Below are 14623 nucleotides of genomic sequence, written 5' to 3'. Positions count from 1 at the left end.
CGGTTCATCCCGGGTGCTCACCCCGCCACCGAGGAGGTCGCCCGCTGATGGGCGATCTGCTCTGGAACATCGCCCTCGTCCTGCTCTTCGTGCTGATCGGTGGTGTCTTCGCTGCGACGGAGATGGCGCTGGTCACGCTCCGTGAGAGCCAGCTCAACGCGATCGCCGCTCGTGGCCGTCGCGGGGCGAAGGTCGCCGCTTTGGCCCGCAACCCCAACACCTTCCTCTCGGCGGTGCAGATCGGCGTGACCGTGGCGGGCTTCGCGTCCGCCGCCTATGGGGCGACCTCGATCGCGCCGTCCGTCGCGCCGCTGCTGGAGGGCTGGGGCGTCGCACCTCCGCTCGCGATGACCCTCGCCACGATCGTGCTGACGCTGATCATCGCGTACCTGTCGCTCGTGCTCGGCGAGCTCGTGCCGAAGCGGCTCGCGATCCAGCGCAACGCGCAGTTCGCGTATGCGGTGGCGCCGGCGCTGAACGGCTTCGCGACCGTCATGCGTCCGGTGATCTGGCTGCTGTCGGTCTCGACGAACGCCCTCGTCCGCGTGCTCGGCGGCGACCCGCACAAGACGAGCGACGAGCTCACCGATGAGGAGGTGCGCGATATCGTGGCGACCCACCAGGGCCTCCCCGACGACGAGCGCCGCATCCTCGACGACGTGCTCTCGCTGCGTGGGCGCCAGGTCAGCGAGGTCATGCGCCCGCGACCGGAGGTCGTGGCGCTGGACGAGGCTGCCACGGTCGGGGCGGCGGTGGAGCAGGTGCGCGAGCTGCCCTACTCCCGGTACCCGGTGTCGCAGACGTCGATCGACGACATCACCGGCTTCGTGCACGTACGTGACCTCTTCGAGGCTGCGGCGGACGACCCGGAGCGCCCGCTGCAGGGGCTCGTCCGCGACATCCCCTACATCCCGTCCACGGCGGGCGTGCTGCCGACTCTGACCCGCATGCGGGCGGAGGGACACCACATCGCGGTCGTCGTGGACGAGTACGGTGGCACCGACGGTCTGGTCACGCTGGAGGACCTCGTGGAGGAGGTCGTCGGTGAGATCTTCGACGAGTACGACGCCGAGGTGTTCCTCTCCGCCGACGACGGGCTGGACGGACGCCTCAACCTGCAGGACTTCGAGGAGGCGACGGGGCTCGCGATGCCCCGTGGCTCCTCCGACACCATCGCCGGATTCGTCACGGAGCAGCTCGGACGGCTCGCCGTGGTCGGCGACACCGTCGAGGTCCCGGGTGCGACGATCCAGGTGGTCGAGATCGATCGCCGCCGCATCGCGCGGGTGCGGGTCTCGATGCAGACCGATCCGGCAGCGGGACGAGGCGCCGAGGACTGATGCGCGACCGGGTGGCGGGGTGCGTCAGTCGCGCGCCCCGCTGCCCAGCTCGCGCAGTCCGTCGTGGAGGACCTCGGTGAGGAGCCGCGCGTAGCGGCCATCCGGATCGAGGTCGGGATCGAACACGGTGATGCTCGCTCCGATCGCCCGCGGGGCGAGGGCGCGCAGGAGAGCGGTGAGCTCCGCCGCGTCGAGACCGCCGGGGTCAGGGCTGTCGACAGCAGGCATCACCGACGGGTCCAGCACATCGACGTCGAGTTGCAGCCAGTAGCGGCCGCCCGCGGACGCCGCGGTCTCGGCGGCGACCGCATCCGCTCCTCGCGCCAGCACATCGGCCGCAGGTGTGACGCCTGCGAGGAGACTGCGGACCTCCTCCTGCTCCTCGTCATCATCACGGTGCCCGATGTGGGCCGTGCCAGCGGGGGAGAAGTACGGCGCGAGCCCCTCGATGTCGGCGATGGCCGGCCAGTGCGCGCCGACGGCGGCCGCCAGCGCTTCGCCCGCCACGCTCGCGCACTCGTCGCTGTTGCCCGGGTGGCGGAAGTCGGTGTGTCCGTCGATGTGCACCAGGCCGGCCCCGCCGCGGCGCTTCACCGCGATCCCGGCGGCGACGAGGATGCCGCAGTCGCCGCCGATCACGAGCGGGGCGCGGCCCTCATCGAGGGCCTCGCCGATACGTGACGCCAGGCGGAGGGAGTGGCCGACGAAAGCGGCCTCGTTGCGCACCCGGTCGGCGGGCCGGGTCGCGTCGTCGTCCACGTAGCGCCCGGCCAGCACGATGCCGCCGTCAGTCGCTCCCCGGTCGGTGAAGCGCCGGAACAGCCCCGCTTCGCGGAACGCTTCCGGCGCCTTCGCGGAGCCGGGCACGCTGCCGGGCTCCGGTGGGCGCAGGCCGAGATTGCTGGGGGCCGACAGCAGTGTGATCATGCGCTCATCCTGCACCGGGCGTCCGACATCTCGACGCTCAGCGGATGGCGTAGACGGCGCTGCCGACGATCACCGCGATGACGGTCGTCCAGCCGATGATCGCGACGGCCTGCCACACGAGGATGCGCCCCTTGCCGATGCCGGACGCGGCCAACATGGTGGCGGTGAAGTGGGTCGGCAGCAGCAGCGGTCCCAGCAGGCTCACCCCGGGGACGCCGTAGCGCTCGAAAGCGCGCTGGAACTTCTCGCGGCGGGCGGACCCGCGTCCGGTCTCCGCCGGGACGCCGTCGGCCTCCAGGCTCGTGCCGCCCACCGTCACCGGCTGCTTCGCCCGCGAGCGGTCCACGATGGCCCGGCGGGCGCCCGCGCTGGCGAGCACCAGGATCGCGACGCAGAGGAAGTTGCCGACCATCGCGGCGATGGCGGCGACCACGGGCGGGATGCCTCCGAGGATTCCGATGCTCGCGGCGCCCTCGCCCTCGACGAAGGGGACCGCCCCGGCGAGGGCGACGATGAGCGGCTGGACGAGGTCGGGGACCTGGGCGACGAGGTTCTGGAAGGTCTCGATGAGGTTCATGGGGGAAGCTCCGGGTGTCGGTGCGGACGGTCTCTCCGTCGCGATGACCCCAGTCCAGTCGAAGCGGCCCCGGCGCGGCAGTGCCGCCGCGTCACCGCTCTCCATGCGGTTCGCACCGGATCCCGTGACATGTGTCACGCCTCTATCGTGGGGAGCGTGAGCAGTCCTTCCCCCGCCCTCTCCGATCCCGGCCCCGGTGCCCGCCAGCTCGCGCGGGGAATCACCGCCACCTGGTGGTACACGGTGGGCGGGGTGATCTTCATCGAGCTCATGCTGGTGGCCGCCTGGCTCGGCATCGCCGTGGCGCTGGATCGCTCGGGCGTCGCGCTGCTCGTCGTGGGAGTCGGGGGCGTGCTCTGGGCGGCGTCGACCGTCCTGTTGCTGGTCGACTACCGCCATCGCGTCGAATCCGGCCCCGGGGTGGGCTGGGTTCGCCTGGCCGTGCCGACCCTCGTCGCCCTGATCTACGGCGGCGCGGCGGGGGCTCTCGTCGGCAGTTGGCAGCTCGCCGCGATGCCGGTGGTGCAGGTCTTCGTGCTGGTGAGCTGGCCCCGCGGGATCCGGGTGCGGGTGGCCGTGGCGGCGACGGTCGTGCTCGTCGCTCTCGCGCTGCTCGACTCGACCACGACCTTCGGCTCCGGCGTCCCGGTGTGGGTGCCGGTGCTCTACGGAGTCATGCTCCCCGGGATGACCGTGAGCTCGCTGTGGTGGTGGGACGTGCTCATGGCCCTCGATCGGGCGCGGGCCTCGGAGGCGCGACTGGCGGCGACGCAGGAGCGCCTGCGCGTGGCGACCGACGTGCACGACCTCCAGGGGCATCATCTCCAGGTGATCGCCCTGCAGCTCGAACTGGCGGAGCGTCTGCTGCCCACCGATCCGCAGGCGGGGATGGAGCAGCTCCGTGCGGCCCGGGCGAGCGTGGACGACGCGCGGCAGGGCACCAGAGACCTCGCCACGCGGTTCCGCTCGGTACCGCTCGGCGATGAGCTGGCGAACGCCAGGGACCTGCTCACGGCCGCTGGGCTCATCGTGGATGCGCGGATCCACCCGGATGCGGACGCGGCGCCCGCGGCCGACCTCGGCCCCGTGATCCGGGAGACGACCACGAACGTCCTGCGGCACGGAGGCGGTGGTCACGCGCGCCTGATCCTCGAACGGACGAGGGATGCCTGGCGGTACGAGGTCGCCAACGACGCGGACCCCGCGTCCGAGGACGGGGCGGGCGGCTCCGGGCTCGACGGTGTCCGCCGGCGGATCGGCGAGGCGGGCGGCACGTACGAGCAGCGGAGGGACGCCGACGAGTTCGTCGTGACGGTCACCGTGCCAGCGCAGGCGGAGATCGTCCGATGATCCGGGTGCTGCTCGCCGACGACGAGGGGATGATCCGCTCCGCGCTCGCCGCTCTGCTGCGCCTCGAGGATGACATCGACGTCGTCGCGGAGTGCGCGGACGGCGAGGAGGCCGTCGCCGCCGCCACCCGGCTCGAACCTGACGTGTGCCTGCTCGATCTGGAGATGCCGGGGCTCGACGGCGTGCAGGTCGCCGAGAGACTCAACCGCACGATCCCCACCCGCTGCATCGTCGTCACCCGGCACGCGCGTCCAGGGGTGCTCCGGCGGGCGCTCGCCTCCGGCGTCTCGGGTTTCGTGCCCAAGTCGCGGGGCGCGGACGAGCTCGCCGCGATCATCCGCCGCGTCGCGGCCGGCGCCCGGTACGTCGATCCGGAGATCGCCGCGGATGCGCTGAGCGACGAGCGCTCGCCGCTCACGGACCGCGAACTGGACGTGCTCCGCGCCGGGCGCCGAGGGGAGACCACGGGACAGATCGCGCGGGCGCTGGCGCTGGCGCCGGGGACGGTGCGCAACCACATCTCCGTCATCCTCGGGAAGCTCTCGGTGAGCACCCGTCAGCAGGCCGTGCTCGTCGCCGAGGAGCGCGGCTGGATCTGACCGTCGTCACGCGTCCGTTTCGGTGGCCACGGCCTGCGAGAATGGAGGCGCCGAGTCCCGAGCCGAGGAGCACACGTGCCGTTCATCTCCACCCGCGGCGGCATGCAGCCGCAGTCGTTCAGCGAGACGCTGCTGGAGGGCCTGGCGCCCGACGGCGGTCTGGCCGTTCCCGATGTCATGCCGGAGGTCGACGGCGAGACGCTCGAGCGCTGGCGGGCGCTGACCTATCCGCAGCTCGCGACCGAGGTCCTCGGCCTCTTCGCGACCGACATCCCGCGAGAGGACCTCGCGCGGATGACGGCGGCGGCGTACGCGGACTTCCCGGACGGCGTGGTCCCGCTTCGTCGCGTGGACGACGACCTCACGCTGGTCGGCCTCTCCGAAGGCCCGACGCTGGCGTTCAAGGACATGGCCATGCAGTTCCTCGGGCAGGTGCTGGAGTACACGCTCGAGCGCCAGGGCGCAGTCCTCAACATCCTCGGCGCGACCTCGGGCGACACCGGCTCGGCTGCGGAGCACGCGCTGCGCGGCAAGGAGCGCGTCGCGGTGTTCATGCTCTCGCCGCAGGGCCGGATGAGCGCGTTCCAGCGGGCGCAGATGTTCTCGCTCGACGACGCGAACGTGCACAACATCGCGGTGGAGGGCGTCTTCGACGACTGCCAGAACCTCGTGAAGAAGCTCGCCGGCGACCTCGACTTCAAGCGCGCCCAGCACCTGGGGGCCGTGAACTCGATCAACCTCGCCCGCATCACCGCGCAGACCGTCTACTACTTCTGGGCATGGCTGCGCGCGACCGACGCCGGCGGCTGGACCGAGGTGTCGTTCACCGTCCCCTCGGGGAACTTCGGCAACATCCTCTCCGGGTTCTTCGCGAAGCAGATGGGACTGCCGATCCGGCGGCTCGTCCTGGCCGCGAACGAGAACAACGTGCTCGACGAGTTCTTCCGCACGGGGGTGTACCGCCCGCGTAGCGCCGCGCAGACACTGGCGACCTCGAGCCCGTCGATGGACATCTCGAAGGCGTCGAACCTCGAGCGGTTCATCTTCGAGCTCGTGGACCGCGACCCCGCGCGCGTCGTCGGCGCCTGGGACGACCTGGAGGCGCAGGGCTTCTTCGACTTCTCGGCCGAGCAGGCGCGCTTCACCGAGGAGTTCGGCATCGTGAGCGGCACCTCGACGCACGAGGACCGGCTCGCGACGATCCGGGACGTCTACGAGACCTCCGGCGAGGTGATCGACCCGCACACCGCCGACGGGGTGAAGGTCGCGCGGGAGTATGTGGAGCCCGGAGTGCCGATGCTCGTGCTGGAGACGGCCAAGCCGGAGAAGTTCGCCGAGACCATCCACGAGGCCATCGGGGTCGAGCTGGCGTACGCCCCCGAGCTCCGCGCCATGCTCGACGCCGCTCAGCACGTGACCGAGATGCCCGACGACGAGGACTCTCTCCGCGCCTTCATCGAGGCGAACGCTCTGCACTGATCCGCAAGACCCCGCTTTCGCGCCGAAACCCCCTGTCCCCGACGCCGGAGACAGGGGGTTTCGACGTGAAGCCGGGGTCTCGGCGAAAGGAGCGGGGGTGGGCAGTATGCACAGGAGGAAGGGAGATCAGGGCGGAGTGCACATGTCGGGAAGGTGGCGGCGTGAGTACCGTGGCGGACAACCCGTTCCCTCCTCCCGAAGGACTCCCATGGCACGCACGGCGCACGCAGACGACTTCGCGCTCTCCCGAGTGACTCCCGAGGCCCGCAAACCCTGGTTCGGAATCGCCGTTCAGCGATTCGGGCAGGTCTCGGCCCTCTCGCAGTTCCTCCTCGGCGCGACCCTCGGTTACAGCATGACCTTCGGCGAGGCCGTCCTCGCCTTCCTCTTCGGCTCGCTCATCCTCGAAGTGATCATGTGCGTCGTCGGCTTCATCGGCCAGCGCGAGGGTTTGAACACGGCGCTCCTCGCCCGCTGGACCGGCTTCGGCGAGATCGGCGCCTCGCTCGTCGGCCTCGCGATCGGCATCAGCCTCATCGGCTGGTTCGGCATCCAGTCCGCGATCTCCGCGCAGTCGCTCGACGCGCTGATGCCCGGCGCGCTGCCCGTCTGGGCCTGGAGCCTCATCTTCGGCCTCGCCGTCACCGCGATCGTCGCCTTCGGCTTCGTCGGCATGCAGTGGCTCGCCAACATCACGGTGCCGCTGTTCCTCATCCTCGTGGGCTGGTCCGTCATCTCCGAGCTCACGCGGCACGACATCGGCGAACTGCTCACCGGCCCGGCGCCCGGCCCGACCATGAGCGTCTGGGCGGGAACCGGCATCGTCGCCGGGGGCCTCATCGTCGGCGCCATCATCACCGGCGACATGACCCGGTTCAACCGCTCGCGGGCCGACGTCGTCAAGCAGACGGTGCTCGGCGTCTCCCTGGGCGAATTCGTGATCGGACTCGCGGGCGTCCTCCTCGCCCACGCGGCGGCGACCGGCGACATCGTCGCGATCGTGACCTCGTCCGTCGGCTTCATCGGTCTGTTCATCGTCCTCACCGGCACGCTGAAGATCAACGACTGGAACCTGTACTCCTCCACTCTCGGCCTGGTGAACTTCATCTCCACCGCCTTCGGCAAGAACCTCCACCGTGTCACCACCACGATCGTCCTCGGAGTGGTCGGCTCGGTGCTGGCCGCCGTCGGCATCCTCGGTCAGTTCACCGAGTTCCTCGTCGTGCTCAGCGTCGCGTTCCCGCCGATCGCCGGGATCATGGTCGCCGAGTACTACGTGGTGCGCCGCTGGCGTCCCGAGCTCGACGCGACCCGTGCCGCGGGGACCCTGCCCGCCACCGCCCCGAGGATCGTCCCGGCCACGATCGTCGTCTGGCTGGTCTCCTCGCTGGTCGGCTACTTCGTGACCTGGGGCATCCCGTCGCTGCTCAGCCTCTTCCTGTCGATGGTGCTCTACACCGTCGCCGGCAAGCTCGGCTGGGTGCGCGGCGTCGGCGTCGCCACGACCCGGCAGGCCAGCCCCGTCGACAGCACCCCCGCCGCGGTCTGAGCAGACGCGCCGGAAAAGAACCACCTCCACGAAAGCGAGCACCATGCACATCGGCATCGACGTCGGCGGCACCAACACCGACGCCGTCCTCATGGACGGCACCCGCACCCTGGCCGGGGTGAAGCACTCCACGACCCCGGATGTGACGAGCGGGATCGTCCAGGCCATCGAAGACCTCCGTGCGGGGCACTCCTTCGAGGGGGCCGACATCGACGCGGTGATGATCGGCACGACGCACTTCATCAATGCGCTCGTGCAGGCGAGCCGACTCGCTCCGGTCGCGGCCCTTCGACTCGGCCTGCCCGCGACGCGGGCCCTGCCGCCGCTGATCGACTGGCCGGAGGTTCTCGTCGCGGCCACCCGGGCGCGCAGCTACCTGGCGCACGGCGGCTACGAGTTCGACGGCCGCCCGATCTCGCCGCTCGACCCCGACGAGATCCGCGCGCACGCCGAGGACATGAAGGCGCACGGCATCCGGTCCGTCGCCATCTCGTCGGTCTTCAGCCCGGTCAACCACGACCTCGAAGTGCAGGCGGCCGAGATCGTCGCCTCGGTGCTGGGGGAGGACGCCGCCATCTCGCTCTCGCACGAGATCGGCCGCATCGGGCTGCTGGAGCGCGAGAACGCGACGATCATCAACGCCGCCCTCCGGGAGCTCGCGTCGGAGATCGTCGACGGGCTCACCTCGGCGGTCCGCGCGCAGGGCATCGAGGCGCCGATCTTCCTCAGCCAGAACGACGGCACGCTGATGGACGAGGACTACGTGCGCCGGTACCCGGTCGCCACGTTCGCGTCCGGACCGACGAACTCGATGCGTGGAGCCGCGGCCACGAGCGGACTCGTCGACTGCGCCGTCATCGACGTGGGCGGCACCACCGCCGACATCGGCCTGCTCATCAACGGCTTCCCGCGGGAGACGGCGAACGAGGTGAAGGTCGCCGGCATCCGCACGAACTTCCGGATGCCGGACGTGCTCTCCCTCGGCATCGGTGGCGGCAGCATCGTCGACGAGGAGACCGCCGAAGTCGGCCCGGCCTCGGTCGGCTACACGCTGACGACGGAGGCGCTGGTCTTCGGCGGCTCGACCCTCACGGCCACCGACATCGCGGTCGCCGCCGGTCGCGCGCAGGTGGGAGACCCCGCCAAGGTCGCGCACCTGGACCCCGCTTTCGTGGAGCGGGTGCTCGCCCGGATCGCGGAGCGGGTGGCGGAGGCGGTGGACCGCATGCGCACGTCGCCCGAACCCATCGCGGTCGTGGCGGTCGGTGGCGGGTCCATCCTGCTGCCCGACGAGCTGCCCCTGTTCGGCACCGTGCATCGGCCGGAGAACTATGCGGTCGCCAACGCCATCGGCGCCTCGATCGCGCAGGTCGGTGGCGAGATCGACAAGGTCTACGCGATCGAGCCCGGCCGTCGCGATGAGACCATCGCCGAGGTGCGCGCGGAGGCCGTCGACAAGGCCATCGCGGCCGGTGCCAAGCCCGCGACCGTGACGATCATCGACTTCGACGAGGTCCCCATCCCGTATCTTCCCGGCAACGCCACGCGCATCCGTGTGAAGGCGGTCGGCGACCTCGACATGGGGGCCTGACATGAGCACCACGATCACCGCGGCCGACATCGACGGCCTCGCCCGCGGCGCGGCCGTGCTCGGCACCGGCGGGGGTGGCGACCCGTACATCGGCGCCCTCCTCGCCCGCCAGGCCCTCGCCTCCGGAGACGTCACGGTCGTGGCGCTCGACGAGGTGCCGGACGACGCCCTGGTGCTGTTCGTCGCGATGATGGGCGCGCCCACCGTCATGGTCGAGAAGCTGCCGAGCCTCGCGGAGGTCATCGAGCCGGTCAAGGCGCTCGGCATCCACCTCGGCCGCCCGGTCACGCACATCGCCTGTGCCGAGGTGGGCGGGGTGAACTCGACGATCCCGATCGCCGCCGCCGCCGCGCTCGGGCTTCCGCTCGTCGATGCGGACGGCATGGGGCGCGCGTTCCCCGAACTGCAGATGGTGCTCCCGACGCTCTACGGCGTGACGGCCTCGCCGCTCGCCTTCAGCGACGAGAAGGGGAACACGGGCGTGCTGCAGACCGCCGACAACTCCTGGACCGAGCGCATCGCCCGTGTCGCGTGCGTCGAGATGGGCTGCTCCGTCATGATCTCCGGCTTCTCGATGTCGGGTGCCGCCGCACGTCAGTCGCTGGTGGCGGGATCGCTGTCCCGGTGCATCGACATCGGTCAGCGGATCGAGGAGGCCCGCGAGGCGAAGACCGACCCGGTTGCCGCTGTCGTCCAGCTCCTCCGCGGCCGGGAGCTGTACGGCGGCAAGGTCGCCGACGTGAACCGGGCCACGACCACCGGCTTCGCGCGCGGCAGGGCACGGATAGATGGAGACGGCGGCACCTCGCTGACGCTGCAGTTCCAGAACGAGCACCTCGTCGCCGAAGCGGACGGACGGGTGCTGGCGACCACTCCGGACCTCATCATGGTCCTCGACGGCGAGTCGGGGGAGCCCGTCACGACCGAGGGGCTGCGCTACGGACAGCGCGTCCGCGTGATCGCCGCTCCGGCCGACGAGCGCTGGCACTCGGATGCGGCTCTCGCGATGGTCGGCCCGGGGTACTTCGGCTACGACATCCCGGCGCATCGCTTCGACGGCACGGTCTCCGCCGGAGACGCCGCGGCAGGGGCCGCCGCATGAGCTGGAAGCTGACGGCGGCGGACCTGCCCGACCTCGCCCGCGGTGCGACGCTGCTCGGCACCGGCGGCGGGGGCGACCCCTACATCGGCAAGATGCTGGTGGAGCGGGTGCTCGGCGACGGGACCATCACGATCCTCGATCCGGACGACCTCGCCAATGACCTCTTCGTGATCCCGACCGCGCAGATGGGGGCGCCGACCGTGATGGTCGAGAAGATCCCCGCCGGCACCGAGCCCACCCTCGCGCTGCGCACCCTGGAGGACCACCTCGGACGTCGGGCCGATGCGACCATGCCCATCGAATGCGGCGGGATCAACTCGATGATCCCGCTCATCGTCGCCGCGGAGACCGGACTGCCGGTCGTCGACGCGGACGGCATGGGACGCGCCTTCCCCGAGCTGTCCATGGAGACCTTCGCGGTGTACGGCGTCCACGGCTCGCCGCTCGCCCTCGCCGGAGAGCGCGGGGAGCGGGTCGTCATCGACACCGGGGACGACGACCGCCAGATGGAGTGGCTCGCCCGGGGCATCACCATCCGGCTGGGTGGCGTCGGTCACATCGCCGAGTACGCCATGAGCGGCGCCGACGTGCGACGCACAGCGGTGCCGCGGACCATCTCGATGGCCCTCGCGCTGGGTCGGGCGATCCGCCTCGCCCGGGAGGAGCACCGCTCGCCGTTCGAGGCCATCGCCGCGACGCTCGCGACCACGCTCTACCCGCATGTGCGCGAGCTCTGCGTCGGGAAGGTGATGGACGTCGAACGACGGACCACCGAGGGTTTCGCGAAGGGGCGGGCGGTCATCGCTCCGCTCGGTGCCGCGGAGGACGACACGTTCGAGATCGCGTTCCAGAACGAGAACCTCACCGCGCGGCGGGCCGGACGGCTCGTCGCGATCGTCCCCGATCTCATCTGCGTCGTCGACCACGAGACGGCCGAGCCCATCACCACGGAGGGCCTCCGGTACGGTCAGCGCGTCCGGGTGCTCGGCATCTCGACGCCGGCGATGATGCGCACCCCCGAGGCGCTGGCCGCCTTCGGGCCGTCGGCCTTCGGCCTGACCGAGGAGTTCGCTCCCGTCGAGGGGATGGCCGCGTCCTAGGCTGGATCCCATGAGGCTGGAGCGGGACGACCTGGAGGCGCTCGCCCGCGGGTACGCCCTGCTCGGCTCCGGCGGCGGCGGTTCCACGACGATGCTCGAACTCATCCTCGACACCACCGCGGGATGGCCCCTCGAGGTCTCGCCCGTGGATGCGCTCGATCCCGGCACGCCCTGTCTCGGCGTGGCCTTCGTCGGGTCGACGATGCTGCTCGGCGAGCGGATGCCCGGCGCCGCGCCCTTCGCCCCTCTGCTGCGGGCGGTGGAGCGGTGGCTCGGGCATCCCGTCCCGGCCGTGTGCTCCCTCGAGGGCGGCGGCATGAACGGCCTCGCGCCGCTCACCCTGGCCGGATCGCACACCGTGGTGGACGCCGACTGCACGGGGCGTGCGGTGCCGGGACTCGATCAGATGTCCCTGTTCGTCGACCGCGTGCCGGGACTGGTCTTCGCGTGCGAGACCGGCGCCGACGGGGTGGCGCTGGTGGAGGCGACGAGGGCCATCGATGCGGAGCGTGTCGTCCGTTCGGCCATCATCCAGGCCGGAGGCGTCGGCTGCGCTGTGCTCGCCGGCTTCACCGTCGGCGACCTGCGGGAGCACGCCATCGCCGACCACCTCGCCCGCGCGCTCGCCCTCGGTCGCAGCTTCCTGGCGCACCGTTCGGCGCCGCTGCCGGTCCTGGCCGACGTGCTCGGCGGGACGCTGCTCGCCGAGGGTCGCATCGTGGCCGGTGCGTCCTCCGGCACCGATCCGCACGTGAACGCGGTCGAGATCGCCGGACTCGGCGGAGCGGTGCACCGGATCGTCACCCGTTCCGAGACGCTGGCGGTGCTCACCGACGGCCTGCTCGTCGCCGCGGCCCCCGAGATCATCGTGCTCCTGGATGCCGTGTCCCGGGAGATCCTCGAGGTCACCGAACTCGCCCCCGGGCGCACGGTGGCGGCCGTCGCCCTTCCCGCGCCGGAGTGGTGGAACGCCCGCCCTGAGCGGCGGGCCCGGGTCGTGCCTTCCGCCTACGGGCTCGTCGATCTGGACGCCGCGTGAACGGCGCGCTCGCCCTGGGGGCCCTTCTGGCGCAGGAGGAGAACGGCGTCCTCCGCCATGTCGCCGGCCCCCGCCACGTCGGGTGGGACGCGGTCGTGGTGGAGGCTGCGGAGTCCGACCTGCCGGACGAAGGGACCGCCCGGCTCGCCATCCTCACGGCGGGGGCACCGCTCGCCACCTGGCAGCAGGACGCGATGCTGCGCCGGGTCCGTGACCGCGGGTTCACCGGACTCGCGCTCCCCGGCGCCGCCGGTGTCGATCCCGGGGCGCTCCGCCTCGCGGACCGGATCGGTCTCGCTCTGCTCGACGTCGAGAGGCCGGTCCAGCTCGCCCGCGCCTGCTGGATGCTCATCGAGGCGAGAGACGCCCTCACGCTCACGAGGGTGCGCAAGGTCGCGCAGTCCTTCGAATACGCGGCCGACGACCTCGGCGACCTGCTCGGACACCTCGCGGCGAACCTCGGTCTCGGCGTCGCCCTCGTCGACGCCGCGGGAGTGCTGCGTCAGGCCGGAGGACATCTGGGTGCCGACCTGCACGCGGCGATCCGCTTCGACTCGTGGAGCGATGGCGCCAGGGCGGGGGAGGGCGCGGCCGCATCGGTGCGCGTGGACAGCCCCGGCCGGTCCGGTCTGCGCCTGGTCCTGTTCGGCGACGGCTTCGGAGAGGCGCAGCTGCAGTCGCTCCTGGTGGCCGCGGAGGTCGCAATGCCCGCGGTGGCCGCCCGCATCCTCATCGACGAGATCGCGGCCGTCAACGACGTCGCCGCGTCGTCCGGGCTGCTGCGGGACTTCGTCGAGCTCCGCGGAGCCGCCGATGCCGATGTCGAACGGCGCATGGCGGAGCGGGGGTGGCGCACCGGTGGGCATCACCTCGGGTTCCGCATGGTGGCGCGCAGCCGGGTGGAGCCGCTCGCGCTCCTTCGTGCGATCAGGCCTGGGCTCAGCGCGATCGACGCCGAGGCGCACGCGACCACCGCCGGTCGAGGCCTCAGCGGTTGGCTCTCCTTCGCCGAAGCCCCCGGTCCCGACCGCATCGAGCGGGCCGTGGCGGCGCTGCGCGACCTCCACCTCGCGGCCCTGCGCGACTTCGCGGTGGCGACCGGGGTGGGCTCGGCGCAGACCGGGCCGGAAGGACTGGCGGCGACCCTCGACGAGGCCGGCGACGCCGCACGGATCGCCGCGGCCCGGTCGGCGACCGGATGGTTCGTCCGCGTCGACAGCCTCGGGCTCGAACAGCTCCTGCTCGCCTGGACCGGGAACGACACCTTCGTTCCGGCCGCGCAGTCGCTGCTGGCACCCCTGGGGGAGGGGAACGGCGAGTTGCTCACGACGCTGTCGGCGTACCTCGACCATGAGTCAGGCATCGCGGCCACGGCGGCCGCTCTCGGGCTGCATCGCAACACGGTCGCCGTGCGGATCCGGCGGGTGCAGGAGCTCCTCGGGATCGACATGAGCGACCCCGAGGCGCGGCTGGCGTTGCACCTCGCGTGTCGCGCCGTGCTGCCGCGCTGAGCCCGGCGGTCACTCCGGGTCGCCGTGCAGCATCCAGGCGATCCCAAAGCGGTCGACGAGCATGCCGAACGTCCCACCCCACGGCGGCACGTCGAGCGGCATCGTGATCGTGGCGCCCTCGGAGAGCCGGCCCCACACCTGTCGGGTGACCTCCTGTGTATTGCCGCTCAGCGAGACGGAGATGCCCTGCGGTCTCTCGTAGGTCATGCCCTCCGGAGTATCCGAGGCCATGAGCACGAGACCGTCGGGGGTCGTGAGCTGCGCATGCATCACGAGATCCTTCTGGCTCGGATCCTGCACCATGTCAGGGAAGTCGCCGAAGACCGTGATGTCGAGGTCTCCGCCGAGGACTCCCCGGTAGAACTCCATGGCCTCGCGGGCCTCGGTGCGGAAGGACAGGTAGGGATTGAGGTTCGCCATGCGTGCTGCTCCTGGTCGCTCGACTGCTGGAAAGACCCC

13 protein-coding genes are annotated in these 14623 nt (G+C 71.5%); 10 read left to right on the top strand and 3 right to left on the bottom strand.

All coding sequences use genetic code 11. From position 1 onward, the window contains the following. Positions 1-47 precede the first annotated feature (47 nt). Entirely contained in the window at positions 48-1340 is a 1293-nt protein-coding gene (locus tag AB1285_RS12085; protein ID WP_268777266.1) for a hemolysin family protein, read from the top strand. Between the two features lie 24 nt (positions 1341-1364). Here AB1285_RS12085 and AB1285_RS12080 read toward each other — a convergent pair whose 3' ends face one another. Then, on the bottom strand, positions 1365-2267 hold the full coding sequence (locus AB1285_RS12080) for an arginase family protein (RefSeq protein ID WP_370428359.1): 903 nt from the start codon (positions 2265-2267) through the stop codon (positions 1365-1367). Positions 2268-2304: 37 nt separating this feature from the next. Continuing rightward, positions 2305-2844 carry a small multidrug efflux protein gene (locus AB1285_RS12075; protein WP_187663277.1) on the bottom strand — a complete coding sequence of 180 codons (540 nt, stop codon included), beginning with the start codon at positions 2842-2844 and terminating at the stop codon, positions 2305-2307. A 156-nt stretch (positions 2845-3000) separates the two neighbouring features. On the opposite strand from AB1285_RS12075, the gene AB1285_RS12070 reads away from it, so the two are divergent. From AB1285_RS12070 to AB1285_RS12030, 9 genes are all read left to right on the top strand, one after another. Next, complete coding sequence (locus tag AB1285_RS12070; protein ID WP_268777263.1) at positions 3001-4194, top strand: sensor histidine kinase; 1194 nt, start codon at positions 3001-3003, stop codon at positions 4192-4194. Beyond that, on the top strand, positions 4191-4793 hold the full coding sequence (locus AB1285_RS12065; RefSeq protein WP_187663279.1) for a response regulator transcription factor: 603 nt from the start codon (positions 4191-4193) through the stop codon (positions 4791-4793). Before AB1285_RS12070 ends, AB1285_RS12065 begins: the two co-directional genes overlap by 4 nt. 75 nt (positions 4794-4868) lie before the next feature. Further along, complete coding sequence (gene thrC / locus AB1285_RS12060; protein ID WP_187663280.1) at positions 4869-6272, top strand: threonine synthase; 1404 nt, start codon at positions 4869-4871, stop codon at positions 6270-6272. Positions 6273-6480: 208 nt separating this feature from the next. Beyond that, positions 6481-7821, top strand: a complete 1341-nt coding sequence (locus AB1285_RS12055; RefSeq protein ID WP_370428358.1) for a purine-cytosine permease family protein — start codon at positions 6481-6483, stop codon at positions 7819-7821. Positions 7822-7864: 43 nt separating this feature from the next. Beyond that, positions 7865-9412 carry a hydantoinase/oxoprolinase family protein gene (locus AB1285_RS12050; RefSeq protein WP_268777259.1) on the top strand — a complete coding sequence of 516 codons (1548 nt, stop codon included), beginning with the start codon at positions 7865-7867 and terminating at the stop codon, positions 9410-9412. A 1-nt stretch (position 9413) separates the two neighbouring features. Beyond that, positions 9414-10514 carry a DUF917 domain-containing protein gene (locus AB1285_RS12045; protein WP_370428357.1) on the top strand — a complete coding sequence of 367 codons (1101 nt, stop codon included), beginning with the start codon at positions 9414-9416 and terminating at the stop codon, positions 10512-10514. Next, positions 10511-11614 carry a DUF917 domain-containing protein gene (locus tag AB1285_RS12040; protein ID WP_370428356.1) on the top strand — a complete coding sequence of 368 codons (1104 nt, stop codon included), beginning with the start codon at positions 10511-10513 and terminating at the stop codon, positions 11612-11614. The genes AB1285_RS12045 and AB1285_RS12040 overlap by 4 nt, the downstream gene beginning before the upstream one ends. A gap of 10 nt (positions 11615-11624) precedes the next feature. After that, a complete protein-coding gene (locus AB1285_RS12035; RefSeq protein ID WP_280567535.1) occupies positions 11625-12653 on the top strand; it encodes a DUF917 family protein in 1029 nt (342 codons plus the stop codon). After that, positions 12650-14164 (top strand): PucR family transcriptional regulator, encoded by a 1515-nt coding sequence (locus AB1285_RS12030; protein WP_370428355.1) that lies wholly within the window; start codon positions 12650-12652, stop codon positions 14162-14164. The genes AB1285_RS12035 and AB1285_RS12030 overlap by 4 nt, the downstream gene beginning before the upstream one ends. A gap of 9 nt (positions 14165-14173) precedes the next feature. On the opposite strand, the gene AB1285_RS12025 is transcribed toward AB1285_RS12030, so the two are convergent. Next, on the bottom strand, positions 14174-14584 hold the full coding sequence (locus AB1285_RS12025) for a VOC family protein (protein WP_268777254.1): 411 nt from the start codon (positions 14582-14584) through the stop codon (positions 14174-14176). Positions 14585-14623 lie beyond the last annotated feature (39 nt).

The organism is Microbacterium sp. NRRL B-14842 (genome assembly GCF_050470785.1).
The sequence above is the reverse complement of the archived record's forward strand: the minus strand, read 5'-3'. Positions and strand labels throughout refer to the sequence as shown.

Bases quoted from the DNA above. Each gene is read 5' to 3' on its own strand.
- AB1285_RS12080 (WP_370428359.1), bottom strand. From the start codon at position 2,267: ATGATCACACTGCTGTCGGCCCCCAGCAATCTCGGCCTGCGCCCACCG.
- AB1285_RS12035 (WP_280567535.1), top strand. From the start codon at position 11,625: ATGAGGCTGGAGCGGGACGACCTGGAGGCGCTCGCCCGCGGGTACGCC.
- AB1285_RS12050 (WP_268777259.1), top strand. From the start codon at position 7,865: ATGCACATCGGCATCGACGTCGGCGGCACCAACACCGACGCCGTCCTC.
- AB1285_RS12065 (WP_187663279.1), top strand. From the start codon at position 4,191: ATGATCCGGGTGCTGCTCGCCGACGACGAGGGGATGATCCGCTCCGCG.
- AB1285_RS12040 (WP_370428356.1), top strand. From the start codon at position 10,511: ATGAGCTGGAAGCTGACGGCGGCGGACCTGCCCGACCTCGCCCGCGGT.
- AB1285_RS12075 (WP_187663277.1), bottom strand. From the start codon at position 2,844: ATGAACCTCATCGAGACCTTCCAGAACCTCGTCGCCCAGGTCCCCGAC.
- AB1285_RS12085 (WP_268777266.1), top strand. From the start codon at position 48: ATGGGCGATCTGCTCTGGAACATCGCCCTCGTCCTGCTCTTCGTGCTG.
- AB1285_RS12055 (WP_370428358.1), top strand. From the start codon at position 6,481: ATGGCACGCACGGCGCACGCAGACGACTTCGCGCTCTCCCGAGTGACT.
- AB1285_RS12045 (WP_370428357.1), top strand. From the start codon at position 9,414: ATGAGCACCACGATCACCGCGGCCGACATCGACGGCCTCGCCCGCGGC.
- AB1285_RS12025 (WP_268777254.1), bottom strand. From the start codon at position 14,584: ATGGCGAACCTCAATCCCTACCTGTCCTTCCGCACCGAGGCCCGCGAG.